The organism is Flavitalea plasmicola (assembly GCF_030546645.1).
Taxonomy (GTDB): domain Bacteria; phylum Bacteroidota; class Bacteroidia; order Chitinophagales; family Chitinophagaceae; genus Puia.
This window is the reverse complement of the sequence record NZ_JAUOTO010000010.1, coordinates 237,316-256,713: the sequence shown is the minus strand read 5'-3', so window position 1 is coordinate 256,713 and position 19,398 is coordinate 237,316. Positions and strand designations below refer to the sequence as shown.

Here is a 19,398-nt window from a genome sequence, read left to right as displayed (position 1 = left end):
GCTGCAAGCTGCAAGCTACAAGCGGGCTGGAATAGCCTCAAGCTGCAAGCTGCTAGCTACAAGTGGGCTGGAATAGCTGCAAGCCACAAGCTACAAGTCGGCTTATTCAGGTCTTTTATGGCTTGCAGCTAGCAGCTTGTAGCTTGCAGCTCAAAAAATGTTGCCAGCGTAGCACAAAATACTTTAATTTCGCCCCCTAATGCAACTAAGTACGAAACATCTTCTTGGCATTAGAGATCTCCAACCGGGTGATATTCAACTTATTTTAGATACAGCCACCCAATTCAAAGAAGTCCTTCAACGGCCGATTAAAAAAGTCCCCACGCTCCGGGATGTGACCATCGTGAACCTCTTTTACGAGAATTCCACACGGACACGCATATCCTTCGAGCTGGCTGAGAAAAGATTGTCCGCCGACACGATCAATTTCACCGCCTCCGGCAGCTCGGCCGCCAAGGGCGAGACCTTGCTGGACACCGTGAACAACATCCTTTCGATGAAGGTCGACATGGTGGTGATGCGGCACAGCGCCAGCGGCGCCCCTCATTTCCTGGCCAAACATATTCCCGCGGCCATCGTAAACGCCGGCGACGGGATCAACGAGCATCCTACGCAGGCCCTGCTGGACGCTTTTTCCATTCGCGAGCAGCTGGGAGGACTGGAAGGCAGGAAGGTCGCCATCATCGGGGATATCATGCATTCCCGGGTGGCATTGAGCAATATTTATCTACTGAAGAAAATGGGCGCCGAAGTGATGCTGGCAGGTCCCCCTACCCTGATACCTGTGCATATCCAGGAAGCCTTCGACGTACGCGTGGAATACAACCTGAAAAAGGCGCTGGAATGGTGCGATGTGGCCAACGTGCTGCGGATCCAGCTCGAACGGCAAAATCAGCCGCTGTTCTCCTCGCTCAGGGAATACAGCCTGGCTTATGGGGTGAACAAACGCCTGCTGGACAGCCTGGGCAAAAAGATCGTCATCATGCATCCGGGGCCTATCAACCGGGGCGTGGAGCTGGACAGCGACGCAGCGGACAGCAAACAGTCCATTATCCTGCAGCAAGTGGAGAACGGTGTGGCCGTGCGCATGGCTGTGCTCTATCTGCTGGCAGGCGGGGGTGGAGAAAAGAACTAACTTCAACGCCATATTTATGCAACGTATCTGCCTTTTTCCGGGGACCTTCGATCCTATCACCATCGGGCACCTGGATATCATCAACCGCAGTCTGCCGCTCTTCGACAAGCTGTACATCGGCATCGGTCGCAACGCGAATAAGGCGCCGATGTTTTCCGAAGAGCAGCGGCTCACCTGGATCAAGGAGATCTTTAAAGACGACCCCAAGGTGGACGCCGTGGTCTACGAAGGCCTGACCATCCGGGCCTGCCAGGAAGTGGGCGCCCATTTCATTCTGAGAGGCATCCGGTACGTCAACGACTTCGAATATGAGAAAGCCATCGCCGATATGAACCGCAGCCTGGACAACCATATCGAAACGGTGTTCCTCACCTGCCTGCCGCAATTCACTTCGGTGGCCTCTACCCTCGTGAGGGATGTACTGAAGAATGGCGGCGATGCGCTGCAGTTCCTGCCGGACGTAGTTGCCAACTCCTTACGCAGCGAGAAATCCCTTAAAATATAAGATCCGCCCATGGCCATCTGGTTCGACCCTTCCATAACAGTGTCCCAGTTACAGCAGCTTGCGCCCAACACGATGGGGGGACACCTTGGAATGGAATTCACTGAAATAGGCGCTAATTTCCTGAAGGCAAGAATGCCCGTGGATGACCGTACCCGTCAGCCATACGGGCTATTGCATGGCGGCGCATCGGCCGCGCTGGCGGAGACGCTGGGCAGCGTTGCCTCCGCGCATGTCATTGACAGGTCCCGCTACTATTGCGTGGGCCTGGAGATCAATGCCAACCATCTCCGGCCTGTGAAAGAAGGCTACGTGTATGGGACGGCATCCCCCCTGCATCTGGGTAAGACCACGCATGTATGGGATATCCGGATCCATGATGAAAAAGAAAAACTGGTGTGTGTCAGCAGGCTGACGGTGGCAATCTTGAAGCTGCAAGCCGTCTGAAGCTGTTAGCTACAAGCTTCAAGCTACTAGCTGCAAGCCATAAAAGACTTAAATAAACCCACTTGTAGCTTGCAGCTAGCGGCTTGTAGCTATTTCCCGGCTGCCTTGACCACATCCACAATAGAAGGGAACGTCTCTTTCATTATATCATCAAGCCCGCTCGCCCCCACCCACTTCAATTCCGTGATCTGCTCCTCCGCCTGCGGCGTCAGCGATTGATCACCCCGGGTCGTCATACTGAACCAGTGGGTCTCCTTTAAAAAATGCTTCCCACTCTCATCATACGTATGCCAGGTGACGAGTAAGGGGCCGTCCAAATGGATGTCCCGCAGCCCCGTCTCCTCCGCCACTTCACGGACAGCACACTGCTCCAGCGTTTCGCCTTCATCCAGCTTGCCTTTGGGCAGGTCCCATTTCCCCCGGCGGAATATGAAGAGGATCTCGCCTTTCTCATTCCGCACCAACCCTCCGCCAGCCTGGATCAGGATGAATTTTTTCCAGAAGGCTTTCTTCAATGTCTCCAGGGGAGTGTGCACAAAGATGCCTGCATGTACTTTCGCCTGCCGCATTTCGTGGATGATGGAGTTGACGGCAGGAGGCGAGAACTCATCGATGAACACGGCGTCATCATGATGCGCATAGGCCCTGATCTCCGCAGTGGGCTGATCGCACAGGAACAATGGCTTGTCGTTAAAGTAGATCTTGATATACATTGGAAGGGGCGTTAATCTGATGTCTGAGAACTTCGTCGGAACTTCGTTCCTTCTCGTTCGTAACCTTCGCTACGCTCGATTACGGACAATGGATCTCCAATCCGATAAAGCTGTAATATACGAGCTAAATTTTATTTACTTTCGCAGCATGGCTGAACAAATCATCACCACTAACGAGCGGGCAGTAGCCGAGAAATTGCTGCAGGTACAGGCCATCCGCCTGAATGTGAAAGAACCTTTCACCTGGGCATCCGGCTGGAAAAGCCCCATCTATTGTGATAACAGGAAAGTATTGTCCTTCCCTTATGTCCGTGATTTCATCAAGTCGGAAATGTGCAATGTGCTGTTTGCCCGGTTTCCCGAGGCAGCGATGCTGGCAGGGGTAGCGACTGCAGGCATTGCCTGGGGCGCCATGGCGGCCGACCAGCTGAAGCTGCCCTATATCTATGTACGCAGCAAGCCGAAGGAACATGGCCTGGGCCAGCAGATCGAAGGATATTATGAGCCGGGACAACCCGTGGTAGTCATCGAGGACCTGATCTCCACCGGCAAAAGCAGCCTGCAGGTCGTGGATATCCTCCGCCAGGCAGGCCTGGAAGTCCTGGGCCTCGTAAGTATTTTCAATTATGGCTTCGAGGCCGGCCGCCTGGGCTTTGAAAAAGCCGGCGTGCCCTATATTTCCCTGTCCAATTATCCCGTCCTGATACGGCTGGCCCTGGAAAAAAAGATGGTGAGCCCCGAAGAAGAGGCCATTCTGTTAAAATGGAGCGAAGACCCGGCAAATTGGAAAGGAGTGAATTAATTTGTTATCTTTATAGGGGGACCCTTGCAACATTTTGTCACCCAAAAAAAGTTATCGTATGATCAAATGCACAGCATTCACGAACTCCATTAAAAAAGACATTATGGGCGTGAGTAAAAAAATCAATTTCCTTGCCTTCCTGCTGGTAGGCTTCGCCACTTTCTCCTTTGCCCAGCAGAAAGCCGTCAAAACCGTCGTCATCAAGACACCTACGGTCCAATGCGAATCCTGCAAAAAAAGGATCGAGAATTACATGAGCCACGAAGAAGGTATCCAGAAAGTGAATGTGGATTTTAAGAAAAAAACCACTACCGTGGTGTACCTGACAGATCGTACCAATCCGGAAAATATCAAGGCCCTCATCGCCAATGTGGGATACGATGCGGACGATGTCACGGCTGAGCCAGACGCATATAAAAGACTGCCCACCTGCTGCAAGAAACCCGAAGACGGCGGCGGTGGCGAAAAAAAGAATTAAATAAAAAAAAGAGAGCCCTGGCAGAATGACCAGGGCTTTCTTATGCCGTCTCCTCAAAGTTTGAGATCCAAAGGGAAATCGATCTTAAAAGCGATGTTCCTCCCCATATTATGAATGCCATGCGCAGGGTTCGTATCCGTGGAAGAATAAAGGAAATATTTCAACCGGCTCATGTGATCGAAATAAGCAACGTCGAACAGGTTGTTCCCCATAATGTACAGGTTACAAAGGGTCTTACCCTTGCCATTGGTGATCCCTGCACCGATGCCGGCATTGAATAATGCGTAACCGGGTGTGGCCGACTCCGTATTATCCGCGAGATAGGCCCTGTTCTGGCTTGCATACCAGGCTACCTGCACTTTCACGAATCCATTGACGATGTGGCTGGACCTGGATTCCCAATCCAGGCGAAGTTCCGATAAGCCATGGACAGGCGGGATGAAAGGCAGGTACTTATTGTCATTCGTTTTCAGTTTGGGGTCAATGCCTTTGTTCAGTGCATAGACGGCAGACACGGTATTTTCAAAATGCAGCGTCCTGACGGGATGGATGTCCAGGCTGAATTCCCCGCCATACAACTGTGCCTTGCCCTGCTGGAACTTATAAGTCGGAACAGGCGGATTGCCGCTGAGGGAGTCGCCGCCGGCGCTGCCGGGCAATCGTTGATTGTAGATATAATTCGAAATATTGTTGTTGAACACGCTCAGTCCGGTCCTGACATAAGGAGAAGTATATTCCAGCCCGATGTCTTCCTGGAGGCTGAATTCCGGCTTAAAATCCCCGCTCCCGATCTGGTAAATGCCAGTTCCCGGGTGTACGCCATTGGCGCCGATCTCTGCGATGTTGGGCGCGCGAAACCCACGGGAAAGGTTTGCCTTAAGGGAAAATCGCTCCGTAAAATTATAAGTAGCGCCGATGCTGCCGGTGAAGCCGGTGAAGGTATGGCTGTAATTGGCAAAATGAAAATCAGCCCCGGCGGTATCTGCACCGTACACGGCCATGTCAAAGCCTGTTTCCGGGTTCGGCATGGAATAAAGTGCATAGTTCCTGAAAGAACGGCTGTCAAACCGGGCTCCCCCGGCAATATCCAGATTGCCGAAGGTCTTCTTCAGCAAGGAAAATGGGCCGATGTCGGATTGGTGATAAGAAGGGATGACAAACTCCGTGCCTTTGTCCACCTTATTATCCTGGTACATGCCATCCACGCCCAATGTGAGGTTCCAGCCGTCAAATTCCGGCAAATAATATTTTATATCATACGTGTAGGAGTTGAGCTGCAAATATAAACCCGCAATGCGCTGATAAGGTTCTTCCGGGTGACTGAACTCCCGGCGTACGCTGCGTTGAAAACCCAGGTTAACGGCCAGGCGGCTGCTGCCCAGGATGAAATCATTCGTCAGGTAGGCCCGGTAATGCTGCACATGCTGATGCAGGGGTGTCATGGCATAGGACTTCAGGTCCGCATCGGATGCGATCCTTACGTCGCCTGCCTCCGTGATGGTCTGGGTGAATTTCCCGGTAGCCGAATCCCTGGCTCCGTCCGGAATTTCCTGCAGGTCGTCGAACAAGGACAGGTTCAGATGCGTATACCCCCACCCGCGATGCAGGCCCAGGGCCAGGCTGGCATCCGTCTCGTTATACGCCGTATTGAACACCCGGCCGTCGATCTTATTCTGGTAATTCGTAGCTTGCTTATGGGATGCTCTCGCCATCCATTCAAAGCCATTCTTCGTGGCGGCAACCATTCCGGATCCCCCGAAGAGACCGTTATTGGTCTGGTATTCCGCCTGTATATCGCCGATGATCCTGCCTTCGGGCGCGGGCCGGGTGGGTATCAGGTTCACGACTCCTGCCAGCGCGTCCGAGCCATAGGTCAGGCTGGACGGTCCTTTGATCACCTCTATCCTGTCCACGCTATATTGATCTACTTCGATACCGTGCTCATCTCCCCATTGCTGGCCTTCCTGTCGCACACCATCGTACAGGGAGAGGATCCGGTTGTATCCCAATCCGCGGATATAGGGCTTGGACACATTGGGACCTGTAGTAAGGGCGCTGACACCGGGTACCCTGGCGATGGCGTCAATAATATTGGTGCTGAGGTTCGTGGTGATATAATCGTGGTCGACGGCGATAATGGGTACCGGGCTTCTTTTGATCTGCGTAGCTTTAGACTGTCCGGTGACTACGACCGGGCTTTCTTCCACAAACTGATCTGTGAGCACAAAATCCTGGCTCACGGGACCACTGATGAACAATGACCTCGTGATGGCCTTATATCCGATGGAGTGCACTTCCACCAGGAAGCTGCCGGATGGAAGGTTATTGAACTTGTAATAGCCGGCGCTATCCGTCGTAACGCCCAACTTCAGATCCGGGATGTAGACGGTAACTCCGGGAAGAGCGGTTCCTTTGTCCTTCTCCGTGATCCGTCCGGACAGGGATCCTCCCTCCGGGATAATGATCTTTTTTGATGTTGCACTATAACCTCCCGTCTGTGCGAAAATAAATGGATGACTTCCCAGGAAAAAAGTAAAAAAAAGCGCACAGGGGATCGTAATGAATTTTATTGGATCCATAATAAGTATTCCTTTTGCTAAATTGAAAAAATAAATACGGGCGATGTAGAGAACTCAAACGGCAGCGGGAGGGCCCCGAAGCCCGAAAATGAAATGACAAAAGGAATGGAACTGATGATCCGCCGCCACCTGGTATTCCTGAAATTGCCGGGGGACCGTCAGTTGAATGGAGAAGGGATGCCATAGGCAGGGAAGCTCAACGACCAGGCTTTCAACGTTGCAATGAAAACTTGCCTTATTTACCTGGTCCGGCCCATCATTACCCATCGACAGAACAGACAGGTGGACGTCCTTATGTTTTGCCACCAGGGAATGGACCAGGATCCTGGGCATAATGCTCAGCGTAAACAACGCCAACAATGCCCCAGCTGACAGACGACGTATGATAGGAAGTCTAAACAAGTGCTTTTTTGTAACTACGTTGCAAATTATGGCTTATTTCTGTTACTTGTACGATAACGAACATCCTTTGTTCGAATTCGCCCAGGGTTTAATCCAAATAAAGATTCAACTAGCTGACGATCAATCATTTGAATTTACGGAACAAAAATGGCATCTTTAGAGGCTCAACCATAGCCCATGTTCCTGACCTATCTAAAGATCGCGTACCGAAACCTGAAGAAAAACCGCCTGCTGACCTTCATCAATCTGTTTGGTCTTGGCTTCGCCATGTCGCTGGGCTTGATGGAAATGGTGATCCTGCAAAACGAATTGTCCTACGACCGCTTCCACCCTCATCCGGACCGGACCTTTCGCATCCTCACGGATTATACGCAGAAAAAAGGCAATCACTATAGACTGGCCACTACTCCCCTGCCCTTATCCGGTGCGCTGTTGGCCGGCAAGGGAACCGTCGAGGCCTCCGTCAGCATCCACCCTACTTTTAAAGGCACGGTGAAAATGGAGCATAATGAAGAGCTGTATCTCAATGGCGCTTATACGCAACCTTCCTTTTTCAAGGTTTTCGGGTTTACCCTTGCCGAAGGCGATCCGGGGTCGGCGTTGCAGCAGCCGAATACGATGGTACTGTCCAGCACGGCAGCGACGAGGTTCTTCGGGAATGGATCAGCTGTGGGAAAATCCCTGAATGTCCAGGGACACGGTCTGTACGTCGTCACCGGCGTGCTGGCGAAGACAGGCAAGTCGCATCTCGACTTCGATGCCTATGCATCCAGCGCCAGTGAACCGGCCGGCCCTGCTAATTGGGGAGATCTCCAGGCAGGCTATACCTATGTGCTGGCGAAAGAACATTGGAATGCCGGCGAGCTGAACAATGAATTGCAGACGATGGTACAGCAATTCAACCAGCTGGACAAGAACGGACACGCCCGTTTCGATCTCCAGCCCCTTGGAAAAATTACGCCCGCCAGCGAAGAGCTGTATCTCGACATCGGCGGCGGCAGCGGCTGGTCCAAACTATGGGTAGGCATCGATATCGTCCTGATCATTCTCATCGCCGCCTGCTTCAACTATACCAATCTCACCATTGCCCGCGCTCTCACCCGGGCCAAGGAGGTCGGCGTAAGAAAGATCGTCGGCGCCAGGCGGTACCAGGTCTTCCTGCAATACCTCATCGAATCCATCGTGCAGGCATTTTTGGCGCTGGCCTTCGCCTGGCTGCTGCTGTCGGTCATTATCAGGTATGCGCCATTCAACGATGGCTACGAGATGGTCCCTTCCTCCTGGAAATATAATACGACGTATGTTTTATGTACGGTCGGCTACGCCTTGTTCACGGGACTGCTGGCCGGTGTGGCGCCGGCCTGGATCCTGTCGGCATTCCGGCCGCTGAGGGTGCTGAAGAATTTATCCACGGCGAAAATATTCGGCAGAGTGGGATTGCAGAAAAGCCTGATCGTCTTTCAATACAGTCTTTCGTTGGTGATCATCATCTTCCTGGCCACTTTTTTCCGACAGTTCTCCATGCTGTCGACGGCTGATCCCGGCTTTAAAAGGGACAATGTGCTGGTGATCCCGCTGGAGGGGATGAATGCAGAGCTTGTCTCTTCCCGTCTGGCAATGGTCAGCGGCGTTCGATCGGTGTCAGCCTTTTCCGTATCGTTCAATAGCCATTTTTCCGGCACACGCTCATCCGCCTGGCTGGACCACCGGCCCAAGGACGCGATATCCCTCAACTGCTTTTATGCCGATGACGCTTTTATTCCCACCATGGGCATCCAGCTGCTGGCCGGCAGGAATTTCGGGGCTCAGCGGGATTCATTGGGAGAAAGGGAGATCATCCTCAATGCCCGCGCGGCGCAAAGCCTGGGCTTTGCGCATTACGAAGAGGCGCTGGGCAAAAAAGTACGACTGGACGATTCGATCGCGCTGGAGGTCGTCGGCATCGTGCATGACTTTAAATATGAGAATGCCGGCAAGCCCGTGAACCCGATGGCATTCAGGAACAAGCAGGGGGCGTATAAATATCTGTTTGTCGGCGTCGACGGCAAGGACCGGCCTGCGCTTGTCCGGCGCGTGACAGCCGTGTGGGGATCGGTTGCCCCCAAGGTCGCTTTCAACCCCTTTTGGCTGGATGAAGCGTTGGCGCAGAACAATTCGCAGCGTGCTACCATTTCCCTGCTGGGCTACATGGCTTTTATTGCCCTGAGCATTGCCACGCTGGGCTTGCTGGGCCTGGTGATCTATACCGTGGAGACCCGGCGGAAGGAAACAGGCATCCGCAAGGTCATCGGCGCCAGCAGCAGCCAGATCGTGCGGTTGCTGTCCAAAAGATTTATACGATTGCTGATGATCTCGGGTGCGATAGCCGTACCCATCGGCTATACGCTCAGCTTCCTTTTCCTGCAGAACTTCGTGCTGCGCGTGGGCAATGGCTTGCTGAACGCAATAGCCTGCTTCCTGTTCTTATTATCGGTGGGCCTGGTGACCATCTTCTCGCAGACCTACCGCGCCTCTTTGGAAAATCCTGTCCACAGTTTGAGAACGGAGTGATCTTTCCGTCCTGGCAGTTTAAGAAAGGAGCGACCTTTCTTTCCTGGCATTCCTTCGCCTGAACCAAAGGATCAGTCCCATCGTCACCAGCACGACCTGCATAAAGGCCCAGAACATCGTGCTGACGTCCCGCGCCGTCTTGCCGCCCGCATCCATAAAATGATGTTTGTGGAAGATGGAAAAGCTGTAGCCTTCCACCACGGACCTGTCGTCTACCCTGGAGGCCAGCTTGCCCGTGCTGGTCTCGATATACAGCCTTTCGTTGTGGCCGCCCGCATAGCTCACCTTCCAGACCGGCAATCGTTTGTCCGTGAAATTATATTCATCACCGAAGGAAGTGACTGCCGTCACCGACCGGATGTCAGCCGGAGGGTGCTGACTGAATGTACCGGCAAGGTACGCAGCATAACGGGCATCACCCTCCGCCAACACCGAATAATCGGCCGCGCGTATATACGAAACGGGAGGCGGGGCTGTTTTGGCGTCTTTCATCAGGTCCTTATGCGCAGCAGCTTTTTCCGGCAATAGGGTCACCCGCCAATAATTATCTCCATTCATCTGCACGAGGCTCATATTGGTGATGGGCCGGGCGCATACCGACTGCAGACGGACGCAGTCGCCGTTGGCCATGCCGGCCGCAAAATGCGGAGCGGCAAAATACCTGTCGCGGGTGTCGTCAGTGAATTTCGAAAAAGCGTGGAAGCTGCCGCTGAAGGTCCATAACAGGGTAAACAGCGATGCGACGATGGCGGTGTAGCGATGATTGCGCCGGGCCTTTACCAGGCCATTGCCATTGGAACGGGCGCCATGAGTGGTAAAGAAGATATAAATGCCCAGTACGGTGGTAAGCAGGGCCGCAAGGGCCACCAGCGTTTCCACGGCCAGCCGGCCCTTCCCGAGGAAGTCGAGCCAGCCCCAGGTGTGGCAGAGACGGAAGATCTCATCGAAGATGGCGCGGCGGTTGTCCATGGCGAATGAAAAACGGTCCTGGGTGGTCTCGACGTAAATGCGGATGCCATCGGGGCGATCGAACGACACGCGGTAGACAGGCAGCAGCCGGTTGATACCCTTGTATTCGTTGTCGAATGCCTTCACCAGGGAGACGTTGGCGACTTTCGCTCCCTTGACGGGGTTGAGCACGGACTCGGTGGCGGCGCCACAACAATCGTGGGTGGAGGAAGCTTCGTCGTGGAGGGATACGGCGGCAGTGAGAAGCGAGGCGGCATCGTTAGGGAGGGATGCAGTATGGACGTGGGGAGCGGAAGGTCCGGTGCGGGAGGATGAGCTGTCATTATCGGGGGAGGTGGCATGGGGGGACGCGATCTGGGGAGGGGGCTGGACGTCAGCCGCCCCCTCCAAAAACTGGCGCGCCAGGTACTGCGCATAGAGCCAATCCCCGGCCGTGAGGATATTCCCATTGGTGCAGCTGATATAGACGGGTATGCCGGCAATATTATTCCCGTCCCCGGCGGCCAGCGGCTGCACCTGGTAGAACCAGTTCGTGTCGATGTGCACCAGTCGAAAATTGGAGAAGCTGTCCAGGTGATGTTTGCGGAGCGCTTCGGCCAGGGGGAAACGGACCCGCTGCGTGTCGATGGGTATGGACGGGATGCCTTGCGTAGCGATGGCCGGCCGGATATTGGTCATGAGTGGATGCATAAAGCCGCTGATCGCCCATAGCAGAACGGGAATGGCGATGATGATGGACAGGCGGCGATGCAGCTGGTAGATCTTTTTGCGCATAGTGGTAATATTTTGCATAGTGGTAATACTTTGCGTAGTCGCACTAAATCGAATAGTCGTTGTAGAATGGTGTTATAATTTACCGAAATGCCAGGCCAATCCTACTGTCACCTCGACGGGGTCGCCCAGGTTGTAGCTGTAGCCATAGGATGATTTGCTGGCCAGTGAAGCATAATATTCGTTGAAAGCGTTCAGGGCATTGACCCATACCTCCCATCGTGCATGCTGATAGCCTGTACGGAAGTTGACGATGTCGAATCCCTTGTATTGACGGGTATTGGCATTGTCCATCCAGTATTTGCCCAGGTGCTGTCCTTCGACGGATAACCGGAATCCTTTCAGGAAGGCGGGTCGCCAGGTGAGCTCGGCATTGGCGATGAAGCGCGGCGCCGCCGACATCTGGTTGCCGCTGTAATCCTTGTTATTTTCATATTGCACGACGAACACGTGGCTGGCGTTGCTGGCGCTGACCCGCAAGGCCCACTGGGCGGAAGGACGGAAATTAAGGCCATACTCGATGCCTTCATGGCGTGTCTTGCCTGCATTTTGATTGAGGAATGTGCCGTCGGACTGTTTGACGGAAATGATCTGGTTGCTGCCGTTGAGCCTGTAGATGCTCCAATCCGCATACAGCCGGTGATCCAGCAGGGAGAGCCAGCCACCTGCCTCATAGTTATAAAATGTCTGGGGACGGAGATAAGGCACTTTCACGCCATTGTACAGCTCCGTCACCTGGGGAGGCACATATCCCTGGCTGTAATTGACGTAGAACCCCAGCTGCTTATAATTATACGTGAGTCCCAGCTTGGGCGTAGCCCGGCGAAAATCATTGCGGGTGTCGGCCGAGCCGGTAGACGCGGACGGAGGCAGGTGATTGCGGAAATTATAATGATAGAGATCATAACGAAGGGCCGCTATGGCCCGGAGACCTTTCACGGGCGCCATCTCATAATGGACATAGGAGGCGAAGTTATCGATGCCCGTGGCATAATGGCTCAGCAGGGAATCTGTCGGAGTATAATCCAGGTAATTCCCTTTACCGTCCCGCCGTATGCGGATGTAGTGGGCGACATAGGTGCTGGGGCTGATGTCCGCGCTGATCCCGGCAATGAGTTTGCTGCCCAGCCAGGAGAATTGCTGCTGGTGCTGCACGAGCGCCAGGTAGCTGTGGAAAGCGCTGTTGTTCACCTGTCCGTCGGCCAGGGATGGGTCGCTGGCATTGTTCTTTATATAATAGGAAGGGTTCTGCCCGATGCTATTATCACGATAAGCGATGATGACCCGCGTTGCGCCATGACTGTTCCATTGGTAGTCCAGCTGGCTCCTGGCCCGCAGCGACCGGACTTTCCTGTAGGTGAAGGAATACGGCGTATGGTAGTTCTTCTGTGCGAAGTGGGCGCTGTCCAGGGAACCGTACATATCGCTGTAGTAATCGACATACGTGAGGCTATTGCTCCAGGTGAGCCGATCGCTGGCTTTATAATCGGCCCGCACCGTGAGGGCCGTCTTGTGGAAGTCGCTGTATTGAATGGGGCCGTTCGTCCTGCTGGCATAGTAGCCGCTGGCCACCACGCCCCATTTGCCCAGGTGGACGCCCGCCTGTCCGTCGGCCCTTTTATAACCGTTGTTATTGCCTTGTACGCTGGCATAGGCGTTGGCAGATGCCGGTGGTGCCTGCGTGATGACATTCACCGCCCCGCCGATGGCTTCCGCGCCATAGAGCGAAGAAGCGGGCCCCCGGATGATCTCCATCTGCCGGGTGGCGGTCATATTCATTTCTAACAAAGCATTGTGGTTGTAGACGCCCGTGGTGCGGATGGGCAAGCCGTCCTCCAGGTAGAGGAACAGGCTCTGGGTGCTCATGGGCTGCCGGATGCTCATCTCGTGTTGTTCGTTGCCCAGGTCCACCATGAATACGCCGGTGACCTTGTTGAGCAATTGGTCTAATTGATTGGCTTTCGTGTCTTTGATCGTTTGTGCATTGACGATACTGATAGCGATGGGCGCTTCCGTCCTTTTCTGTACGGTGCGGCTGCCCGAGACGATCAGCTGTTGTAAGAGATTGACGGGTGCGGCCACTGTGTCCGGCTGATTCTCCCGCGTGGCCTGCTGTGAAAATGAGGCATAGGCATGCAGGGACAGCCAGACCGTCAGGCCTGCTGTGAAATAACGATTCATTACCTCGTTGATTGAAGTTTGGAAAAGGCTGTTCGATAAAGAAGGGTCAAAAAAGGCGGGCTACGCCTGGGGAGGCTGGAATGTTGAGAACAGATGTCCTTGTGTAGTTGCAGCGATATAACGGGTGCAGTGCATGCTGCTGATCTCTTTCAGCTGAGGCGTGGGAACGATGTCCCGCTGGAGGAACACCTGCAGGGGCGTCTCCTCTCTCTGTCCGCTCTTGCCGGGCGCTTGCTGCTGCGATTCGTCATTGGCCATCTTCTTATTGAGATAGCATTTACCCTGGCAGCAGCAGGAAGGTTTTGCACGGTTGACGCAGAGATTTTTGGCGATGAATTCCTTATTGACCTGGTATTCGAGGATCACACACCATTTGCTGAAGGTCTGAAGCCCGATCAGCAGGATCAGTAATATCGTGACGGGATATTTTATCACCGGGCACAAAGTTATACGTATTTCTAATTGCCCGGCGGATTGGTCTTATCTTTTTCTTTCTTATCCTTCAGCCTTCCCGCCTGGCGCAGGGATTGATGCAACATCCACTCGATCTGCCCATTGACGCTGCGAAATTCATCCGCGGCCCATTTCTCGATGGCCTTCATGGTGTCGGCATCTATTCGTAAAGCAAAAGATTTTTTTTCCCCCATTCCTTACTGATTTAGCGTCCCTGTATTCACCACCGGCTGCGTCTCGCGATCGCCGCACAATACCACCATCAGGTTGCTCACCATGGCAGCTTTCTTGTCCTCGTCCAGGTCGATAATATTTTTTGTCGACAGCAAATGTAAGGCACTTTCCACCATACCGACCGCACCTTCCACGATCTTGCTCCGGGCGGCTACCACGGCGGATGCCTGCTGCCTTCTCAGCATGGAATGCGCGATCTCAGGCGCATAGGCCAGGTGAGAGATCCGGGCCTCCAGTATTTCAATGCCGGAGATCACCAACCTTTCGGCTATCTCCTTTTCCAATGAACGATTGACCTCGTCGAAATCCGTGCTGAGGGTGACGGCAGCGCGCTCATCCTCGAAATGATCATATGGATAGGAGGCGGCCAGCTTGCGTACGGCAGAGTCCGTCTGCGTCATGATGAACTTTTCATAATTGTCCACTTCAAAAAAAGATTTGAAAGTGTCCCGGACCTTCCATACCAGGATCACGCTGATCATGATGGGATTGCCCATCTTGTCGTTGACCTTTACCTTGTCGCTTTCGAAGTTGCGGGCGCGCAGCGACACGGTCATGCGCTTATACAGCGGGTTGATCCAGAAAAGCCCGCTCTCCTTAATGCTGCCGGCGTAATCACCGAACAACAGGAGCAGCAGCCCGGTGTTGGGATTGACGATGGCAAGCCCTTTTGTCACGAAGATGAACACCCCAAAAGTAATGGACGCCATTACAAACTGCTGGCTGAAGAAGAAGAGAACGGCGACAGTGAGCACCAATACTGCAAGGGCAATGAAGAGGTAGCCATTGGCGGGTTTGATTATTTTCTCGGTTTGCATATATACTATTTTGATATCATTTTGATATCAAAAATAAACCAGAAGATCCTATGCTCCAAGTTTTTCTTTTAGAAAAAGGAGGGCGGGATGGCTTAGCGCCTCTTGTTCAGTCTTTTAATAGTTGTTTAGCCCATCAAACAGGATAACCCAGTCCTGATCTCCTTTCATCCGCAGCTTTTTATCCCGGATGATGGTGCGGATGGCGTCGGCCTCACCGGGGAGCGCCTCTATAAGTGCATTCTTATTGTGTTTGATCTCTGTCGTAGTATTGGCGGCGGCGTCAAAAACATACCAGAATTCCGCATCCGTCATTTCCTGTACAGGTACATGGTTGATGTCGCTTTTTTCCACGATCCTTTTTGCATGCATGCGCAACAGGGTAAACTTTCCGGATGCCAGCACCTCATAAAAAGTAGATGCCGTATACTTGCCTACTGCAGGAAATCCCCGCCGAAAGACCTTGATGCCGGAAGCATCCCTAAGGCCAAATTCTGCAATGGGAATAACATTGCCGTCCAACACCACTATATTGGAGTCCCGCTTCATATATATCTCATTGGTATATGCATTGAATCGTAAAGATAAATTCCTGGCTTCCCTCTTATCCGTAAGTTTTATATATCCGTCTTCCCAATCATTGTTGTAAAAAACGCTGCCGGAAGAACCGCTGTCGGGCTCCAGGGAGCCGCCGGTGGATATTGGCCGTATCTTCCATTCTTTGTCCATGTCCTCCAGGCGCACAGGCATGACAGCGCCATTAACTGGCCCCAGCATCCTTGCATTGGAATTAGGAGCCTGCGCATAGGTGAAGAGAATAAAAAGGAATAATGAAATGGATAATAGTGCTGCGTGCTTCATAAGTGTTGGTTGTGTAGTAGTGAGCGTATGCTAGAAATATACGAATTATCGGACGTTCAGCCTAAAAATGCCATTCATGCCCGCAGTCAACCTTTCCTCCTGCAGGATGTTATTCCGTATACCATGCAAAAGAAATTTACACTCAGCGTCCTGGACCAGACCCCCATCCGGAGTGGCAGCGGCGCGCCTGCCGCCCTGCAGGAGACGATCCAGCTGGCCCGGCTGGCCGACAAACTGGGATATCACCGCTATTGGCTTTCCGAGCATCATAACACCGTCACCCTGGCAGGCGCCTCCCCCGAGATCCTCATTGCCCGCCTGGCGGCGGAGACAAAACATATCCGGCTGGGATCCGGCGGCATCATGCTACCCAACCACAGCACCCTGAAAGTGGCGGAGAATTTCCGGCTGCTGGAAGCCTTGTATCCCGGTCGCATAGACCTGGGGCTGGGCCGTGCGCCGGGTGGCGACCGTATCACCGCGCAATTGCTGAACCCTTCCAATACGTTCGATCCGCAGGATTACATCCGGCAGATCAAGGACTTAGACGCCTTCCTTTCCGAGTCCAGCACCCCAGGCACCATGGGTGGGAAAGTGCGGGCCATCCCGCATATCGATACCCGGCCCGAGCTCTGGATGCTCACCTCCAGCGGCGAAAGCGCCTACCTGGCGGCTCATTTCGGCATGGCCCTCTCCTATGCCCAGTTCATCAACCCCATCGGTGGCGCCGCCGCCATCCGGGCTTATAAGGAGAAGTTCCGTCCTTCCGAACAGCTGTCATCCCCCCGGGCCAACCTGGGGATCTTTGCTTTCTGCTCCGATGACCCACAGAAATTAGAGGAAGTACAGGCAGTGATGGACTACCGGTTGTACAATTTCGAGCGGGGCCGGTTTGACGAGATCCCTACCTACGAGCTGGCCAAAAGCCATCACTATACACCGGAGGAATGGCAACGGGTGTTATTCAACCGGCAGCGCATGGCCGTAGGCACGCCCGAATTGATCAAAAGGCGCCTCCAGCTGCTGGCGGAAGAATTTGAAGTGGATGAAATCGTGATCAGCACCTTCACCGGGCATGCGGCGGACAGGTTCCGATCCTATGAGCTGCTGGCAGCCGCCTTTGGGTTGAAATCCCGGGTGCAGGAGCCAGTTCACCAGCGCAACAGCCTGTAGATCTTCTCAAACAGCGGAGCTGCGGATTCTCAAATAGTGGACCTGCCGATTCTCAAACAGCGGAGCTGTGGATTCTCAAATAGCGGAGCTGGGGATTCTCAAACAGCGGAGCTGTGGATGCTCAAAAAGCCGAGCTGGGGATTCTCAAATAGTGGAGCTGCGGACTTCCAGCTTTGCCGGCAGGATCACGCTGTCCTCCGGCGGAAGGATATATTTTTTCTCCAGGCGCCTGAATAAGATGGTCGCCGCCTCTTTGCCCATGTCATAAGCAGGCTGGGAGATGGTCGTCAATGCGGGATTCAATAACGAGGCTGTCACCAGGTTAGAAAATCCGATAACCTTTACATCCCTGGGAATATCCAACCCCAGCTCGCGACATACGTGGTATACCTGAACGGCCAGCTTTTCCACGGAGGCAAAGATCCCGTCCGGCCTGTCGGGCGAGGACAGGAGTGCCCTTATCTTCTTATAGTTCTCTTCATCGCTGTCTTCACAGTGTACGACCATGCCATCATCGAAAGGCTGATCATAACGCCGCAGCCCATCCGTATAGCCTTTCATCCGTTTGTGAGAGATAGAAAGCTCCATGGAGATCGCAAGATGGGCGATGCGACGGCAGCCTGCCCTGATCAGGTGCTCCGTGGCTACAAAGCCACTCTCATAATCATTCGTAACGACCCTGGGCGCCCCGATGCTGTCGCAGACACGATCGAAGAACACCAGGGGAATATTCCGCTGCTGCAGCTCCACCAGGTGACGGATGTCCGTCGTATGCCCGGAAAGGGAAAGGATGACGCCATCTACCCGGCCGCTCTGCAGGCTGGTGGCCACGGACATTTCTTCGCCGGCATCTTCATTGGTAAGATAGATGAGGACATGATAGCCCTTCTCCCTTGCGATGGTCTCGATGCCTTTGATGGCAAGCGCGAAGAAATTGTTGGCTACTTCCGGGATGACTACCGCGATGGTGCGGCTGCGATGTTTGCGGAGGCTGCTGGCGTAGGGATTGGGTTGGAAATTCATCTTTTTGGCCAGCTCGAAAACCCTTTGTTTGGTCGGCGTACTGATCTCCCAGCTGTCCCGCAAAGCACGGGAAACGGTGGAGACCGAGACATTCAACTCCTTTGCTAATTGCTTGAGATTGACCGTATTCATGGCAGGCAAAATGTTAACAGGAAATTACGGAAACTTTATGCTCCCCTCCGATCTTTTTACGAAAACGTTGTAGTCGGGCCCATGCAACCGTTTCCGTAAATAAATCAGTATTGCAGTAGCTGATATGATTACAATTTTGCCCAATTTGACACCAGTTTTAGTAAACGCGGGTACATTGAGCTTGCCATTATGCCTATCCGAAGTGGCTTGCGCCAACAGCCCGAAATTTAAACCTAACAACATGAGACCTCAACTGCTTAAGGTTTCCAGGGAACCCGGACACTCTTTCAGCGTAAGGCGGGATCTTGTTCCCTATGTCAACAATCGCTGGCATTTTCATTCAGAGGTGGAATTGATACATTTCAAGAGAGGGCAAGGCACACAGTTCGTAGGTGACAGCATGAAGCGATTCAAGACCGGGGACGTCGTCCTGGTGGGTTCCAACCTGCCGCATTACTGGCGATTTGACGACGCCTATTTCGAAGAGTATACGGATGTGACCGCCGACGTGCGCGTCGCACACTTCTCCGAGAATTTCTGCGGGGAATCTTTCCTGCACCTCCCGGAGACCGTCCACCTGAGAAACATGCTGGACAAGGCCAAAAGGGGATTGCAGGTGGAAGGGGAAGCCCGGAGAAAAGTTGCAGACCTGCTGGAGAGGATCCTGGAGGCGGACGGGATGCACCGGCTGCTGATGCTGATGGAAGCCCTGCATATTATTGCCGCGTCGGAGGAGACCCGGTCGCTTTCTTCCATTGGGTTCCGGCATAATTTCCAGGAGGCCGAGTACGAGCGGATCAACACGATCTACGAATACAGCCTGAAGCATTTCAAGCGTCCCATCCAATTGGATGAGATCGCCGGGGTGGCCAATATCAGCCCGAATTCCTTCTGCCGCTTTTTCAAATCCAGGACCCGGAAGACCTATTCCCGCTTCCTCATCGAGATCAGGGTGGGCCATGCCTGCAAGCTGCTGATCGAAAACAATCTTAGCATCAAGCAGCTGTGCTATGAGAGCGGATTTAACAACTTTACCAGCTTCTATAAATATTTCAAACTGATCACCGGCAAGAGCCCCCTGGGCTATCAGCGCGAATTTACCACCGCTTGCACGGTGAAGGAAACCATCCTGAGAAGAAGGGGGAAATACAGGGCCTGAAGGGTTATGAACGCCGGCG

At 53.4% G+C, this 19,398-nt stretch carries 18 protein-coding genes; 8 read left to right on the top strand and 10 right to left on the bottom strand.

What is annotated here, in order from left to right:
* The first annotated feature begins 199 nt into the window (after positions 1-199).
* The 3 genes from Q4E93_RS31980 to Q4E93_RS31970 are packed head-to-tail and all read left to right on the top strand — an operon-like array spanning position 200 to position 2,084.
* Positions 200-1,135 (top strand): aspartate carbamoyltransferase catalytic subunit, encoded by a 936-nt coding sequence (locus Q4E93_RS31980; RefSeq protein WP_303592022.1) that lies wholly within the window; start codon positions 200-202, stop codon positions 1,133-1,135.
* Positions 1,136-1,151: 16 nt separating this feature from the next.
* Entirely contained in the window at positions 1,152-1,640 is a 489-nt protein-coding gene (coaD, locus tag Q4E93_RS31975) for a pantetheine-phosphate adenylyltransferase (RefSeq protein WP_303592021.1), read from the top strand.
* Positions 1,641-1,649: 9 nt separating this feature from the next.
* Positions 1,650-2,084, top strand: coding sequence for a hotdog fold thioesterase (locus Q4E93_RS31970; protein ID WP_303592020.1), 435 nt, complete (start codon positions 1,650-1,652; stop codon positions 2,082-2,084).
* 89 nt (positions 2,085-2,173) lie between these two features.
* On the opposite strand, the gene Q4E93_RS31965 is transcribed toward Q4E93_RS31970, so the two are convergent.
* Positions 2,174-2,797, bottom strand: a complete 624-nt coding sequence (locus Q4E93_RS31965; RefSeq protein ID WP_303592019.1) for an NUDIX hydrolase — start codon at positions 2,795-2,797, stop codon at positions 2,174-2,176.
* A 148-nt stretch (positions 2,798-2,945) separates the two neighbouring features.
* On the opposite strand from Q4E93_RS31965, the gene pyrE reads away from it, so the two are divergent.
* Positions 2,946-3,599 (top strand): orotate phosphoribosyltransferase, encoded by a 654-nt coding sequence (pyrE, locus tag Q4E93_RS31960; protein WP_303592018.1) that lies wholly within the window; start codon positions 2,946-2,948, stop codon positions 3,597-3,599.
* Between the two features lie 58 nt (positions 3,600-3,657).
* Positions 3,658-4,077, top strand: a complete 420-nt coding sequence (locus Q4E93_RS31955) for a heavy-metal-associated domain-containing protein (protein ID WP_303592017.1) — start codon at positions 3,658-3,660, stop codon at positions 4,075-4,077.
* Positions 4,078-4,130: 53 nt separating this feature from the next.
* On the opposite strand, the gene Q4E93_RS31950 is transcribed toward Q4E93_RS31955, so the two are convergent.
* Positions 4,131-6,656, bottom strand: coding sequence for a TonB-dependent receptor (locus Q4E93_RS31950; protein WP_303592016.1), 2,526 nt, complete (start codon positions 6,654-6,656; stop codon positions 4,131-4,133).
* Between the two features lie 54 nt (positions 6,657-6,710).
* Positions 6,711-7,058, bottom strand: a complete 348-nt coding sequence (locus Q4E93_RS31945) for a hypothetical protein (RefSeq protein ID WP_303592015.1) — start codon at positions 7,056-7,058, stop codon at positions 6,711-6,713.
* Between the two features lie 177 nt (positions 7,059-7,235).
* Here Q4E93_RS31945 and Q4E93_RS31940 point away from each other — a divergent pair, with 177 nt between their 5' ends.
* Positions 7,236-9,608, top strand: a complete 2,373-nt coding sequence (locus Q4E93_RS31940) for an ABC transporter permease (RefSeq protein ID WP_303592014.1) — start codon at positions 7,236-7,238, stop codon at positions 9,606-9,608.
* Between the two features lie 18 nt (positions 9,609-9,626).
* Here the strand turns inward: Q4E93_RS31940 and Q4E93_RS31935 are convergent, their stop codons facing one another.
* From Q4E93_RS31935 to Q4E93_RS31910, 6 genes are all read right to left on the bottom strand, one after another.
* Positions 9,627-11,351 (bottom strand): PepSY domain-containing protein, encoded by a 1,725-nt coding sequence (locus Q4E93_RS31935; protein WP_303592013.1) that lies wholly within the window; start codon positions 11,349-11,351, stop codon positions 9,627-9,629.
* A gap of 72 nt (positions 11,352-11,423) precedes the next feature.
* Entirely contained in the window at positions 11,424-13,529 is a 2,106-nt protein-coding gene (locus tag Q4E93_RS31930; protein WP_303592012.1) for a TonB-dependent receptor, read from the bottom strand.
* 60 nt (positions 13,530-13,589) lie between these two features.
* On the bottom strand, positions 13,590-13,964 hold the full coding sequence (locus Q4E93_RS31925) for a hypothetical protein (protein WP_303592011.1): 375 nt from the start codon (positions 13,962-13,964) through the stop codon (positions 13,590-13,592).
* A gap of 23 nt (positions 13,965-13,987) precedes the next feature.
* The gene (locus Q4E93_RS31920) at positions 13,988-14,176 is read right to left on the bottom strand and encodes a type II toxin-antitoxin system antitoxin (protein WP_303592010.1); all 189 of its coding nucleotides are present in this window, start codon (positions 14,174-14,176) and stop codon (positions 13,988-13,990) included.
* A gap of 3 nt (positions 14,177-14,179) precedes the next feature.
* On the bottom strand, positions 14,180-15,034 hold the full coding sequence (locus tag Q4E93_RS31915; protein WP_303592009.1) for an SPFH domain-containing protein: 855 nt from the start codon (positions 15,032-15,034) through the stop codon (positions 14,180-14,182).
* Between the two features lie 114 nt (positions 15,035-15,148).
* Positions 15,149-15,892 (bottom strand): hypothetical protein, encoded by a 744-nt coding sequence (locus Q4E93_RS31910; RefSeq protein ID WP_303592008.1) that lies wholly within the window; start codon positions 15,890-15,892, stop codon positions 15,149-15,151.
* 27 nt (positions 15,893-15,919) lie between these two features.
* On the opposite strand from Q4E93_RS31910, the gene Q4E93_RS31905 reads away from it, so the two are divergent.
* Positions 15,920-17,065, top strand: coding sequence for an LLM class flavin-dependent oxidoreductase (locus Q4E93_RS31905; RefSeq protein ID WP_303592007.1), 1,146 nt, complete (start codon positions 15,920-15,922; stop codon positions 17,063-17,065).
* Positions 17,066-17,209: 144 nt separating this feature from the next.
* On the opposite strand, the gene Q4E93_RS31900 is transcribed toward Q4E93_RS31905, so the two are convergent.
* Complete coding sequence (locus tag Q4E93_RS31900) at positions 17,210-18,220, bottom strand: LacI family DNA-binding transcriptional regulator (protein ID WP_303592006.1); 1,011 nt, start codon at positions 18,218-18,220, stop codon at positions 17,210-17,212.
* 241 nt (positions 18,221-18,461) lie between these two features.
* Between Q4E93_RS31900 and Q4E93_RS31895 the strand changes: the two genes are divergently transcribed.
* Positions 18,462-19,379: an AraC family transcriptional regulator gene (locus Q4E93_RS31895; protein ID WP_303592005.1), complete on the top strand. Its 918-nt coding sequence runs from the start codon at positions 18,462-18,464 to the stop codon at positions 19,377-19,379.
* Positions 19,380-19,398 lie beyond the last annotated feature (19 nt).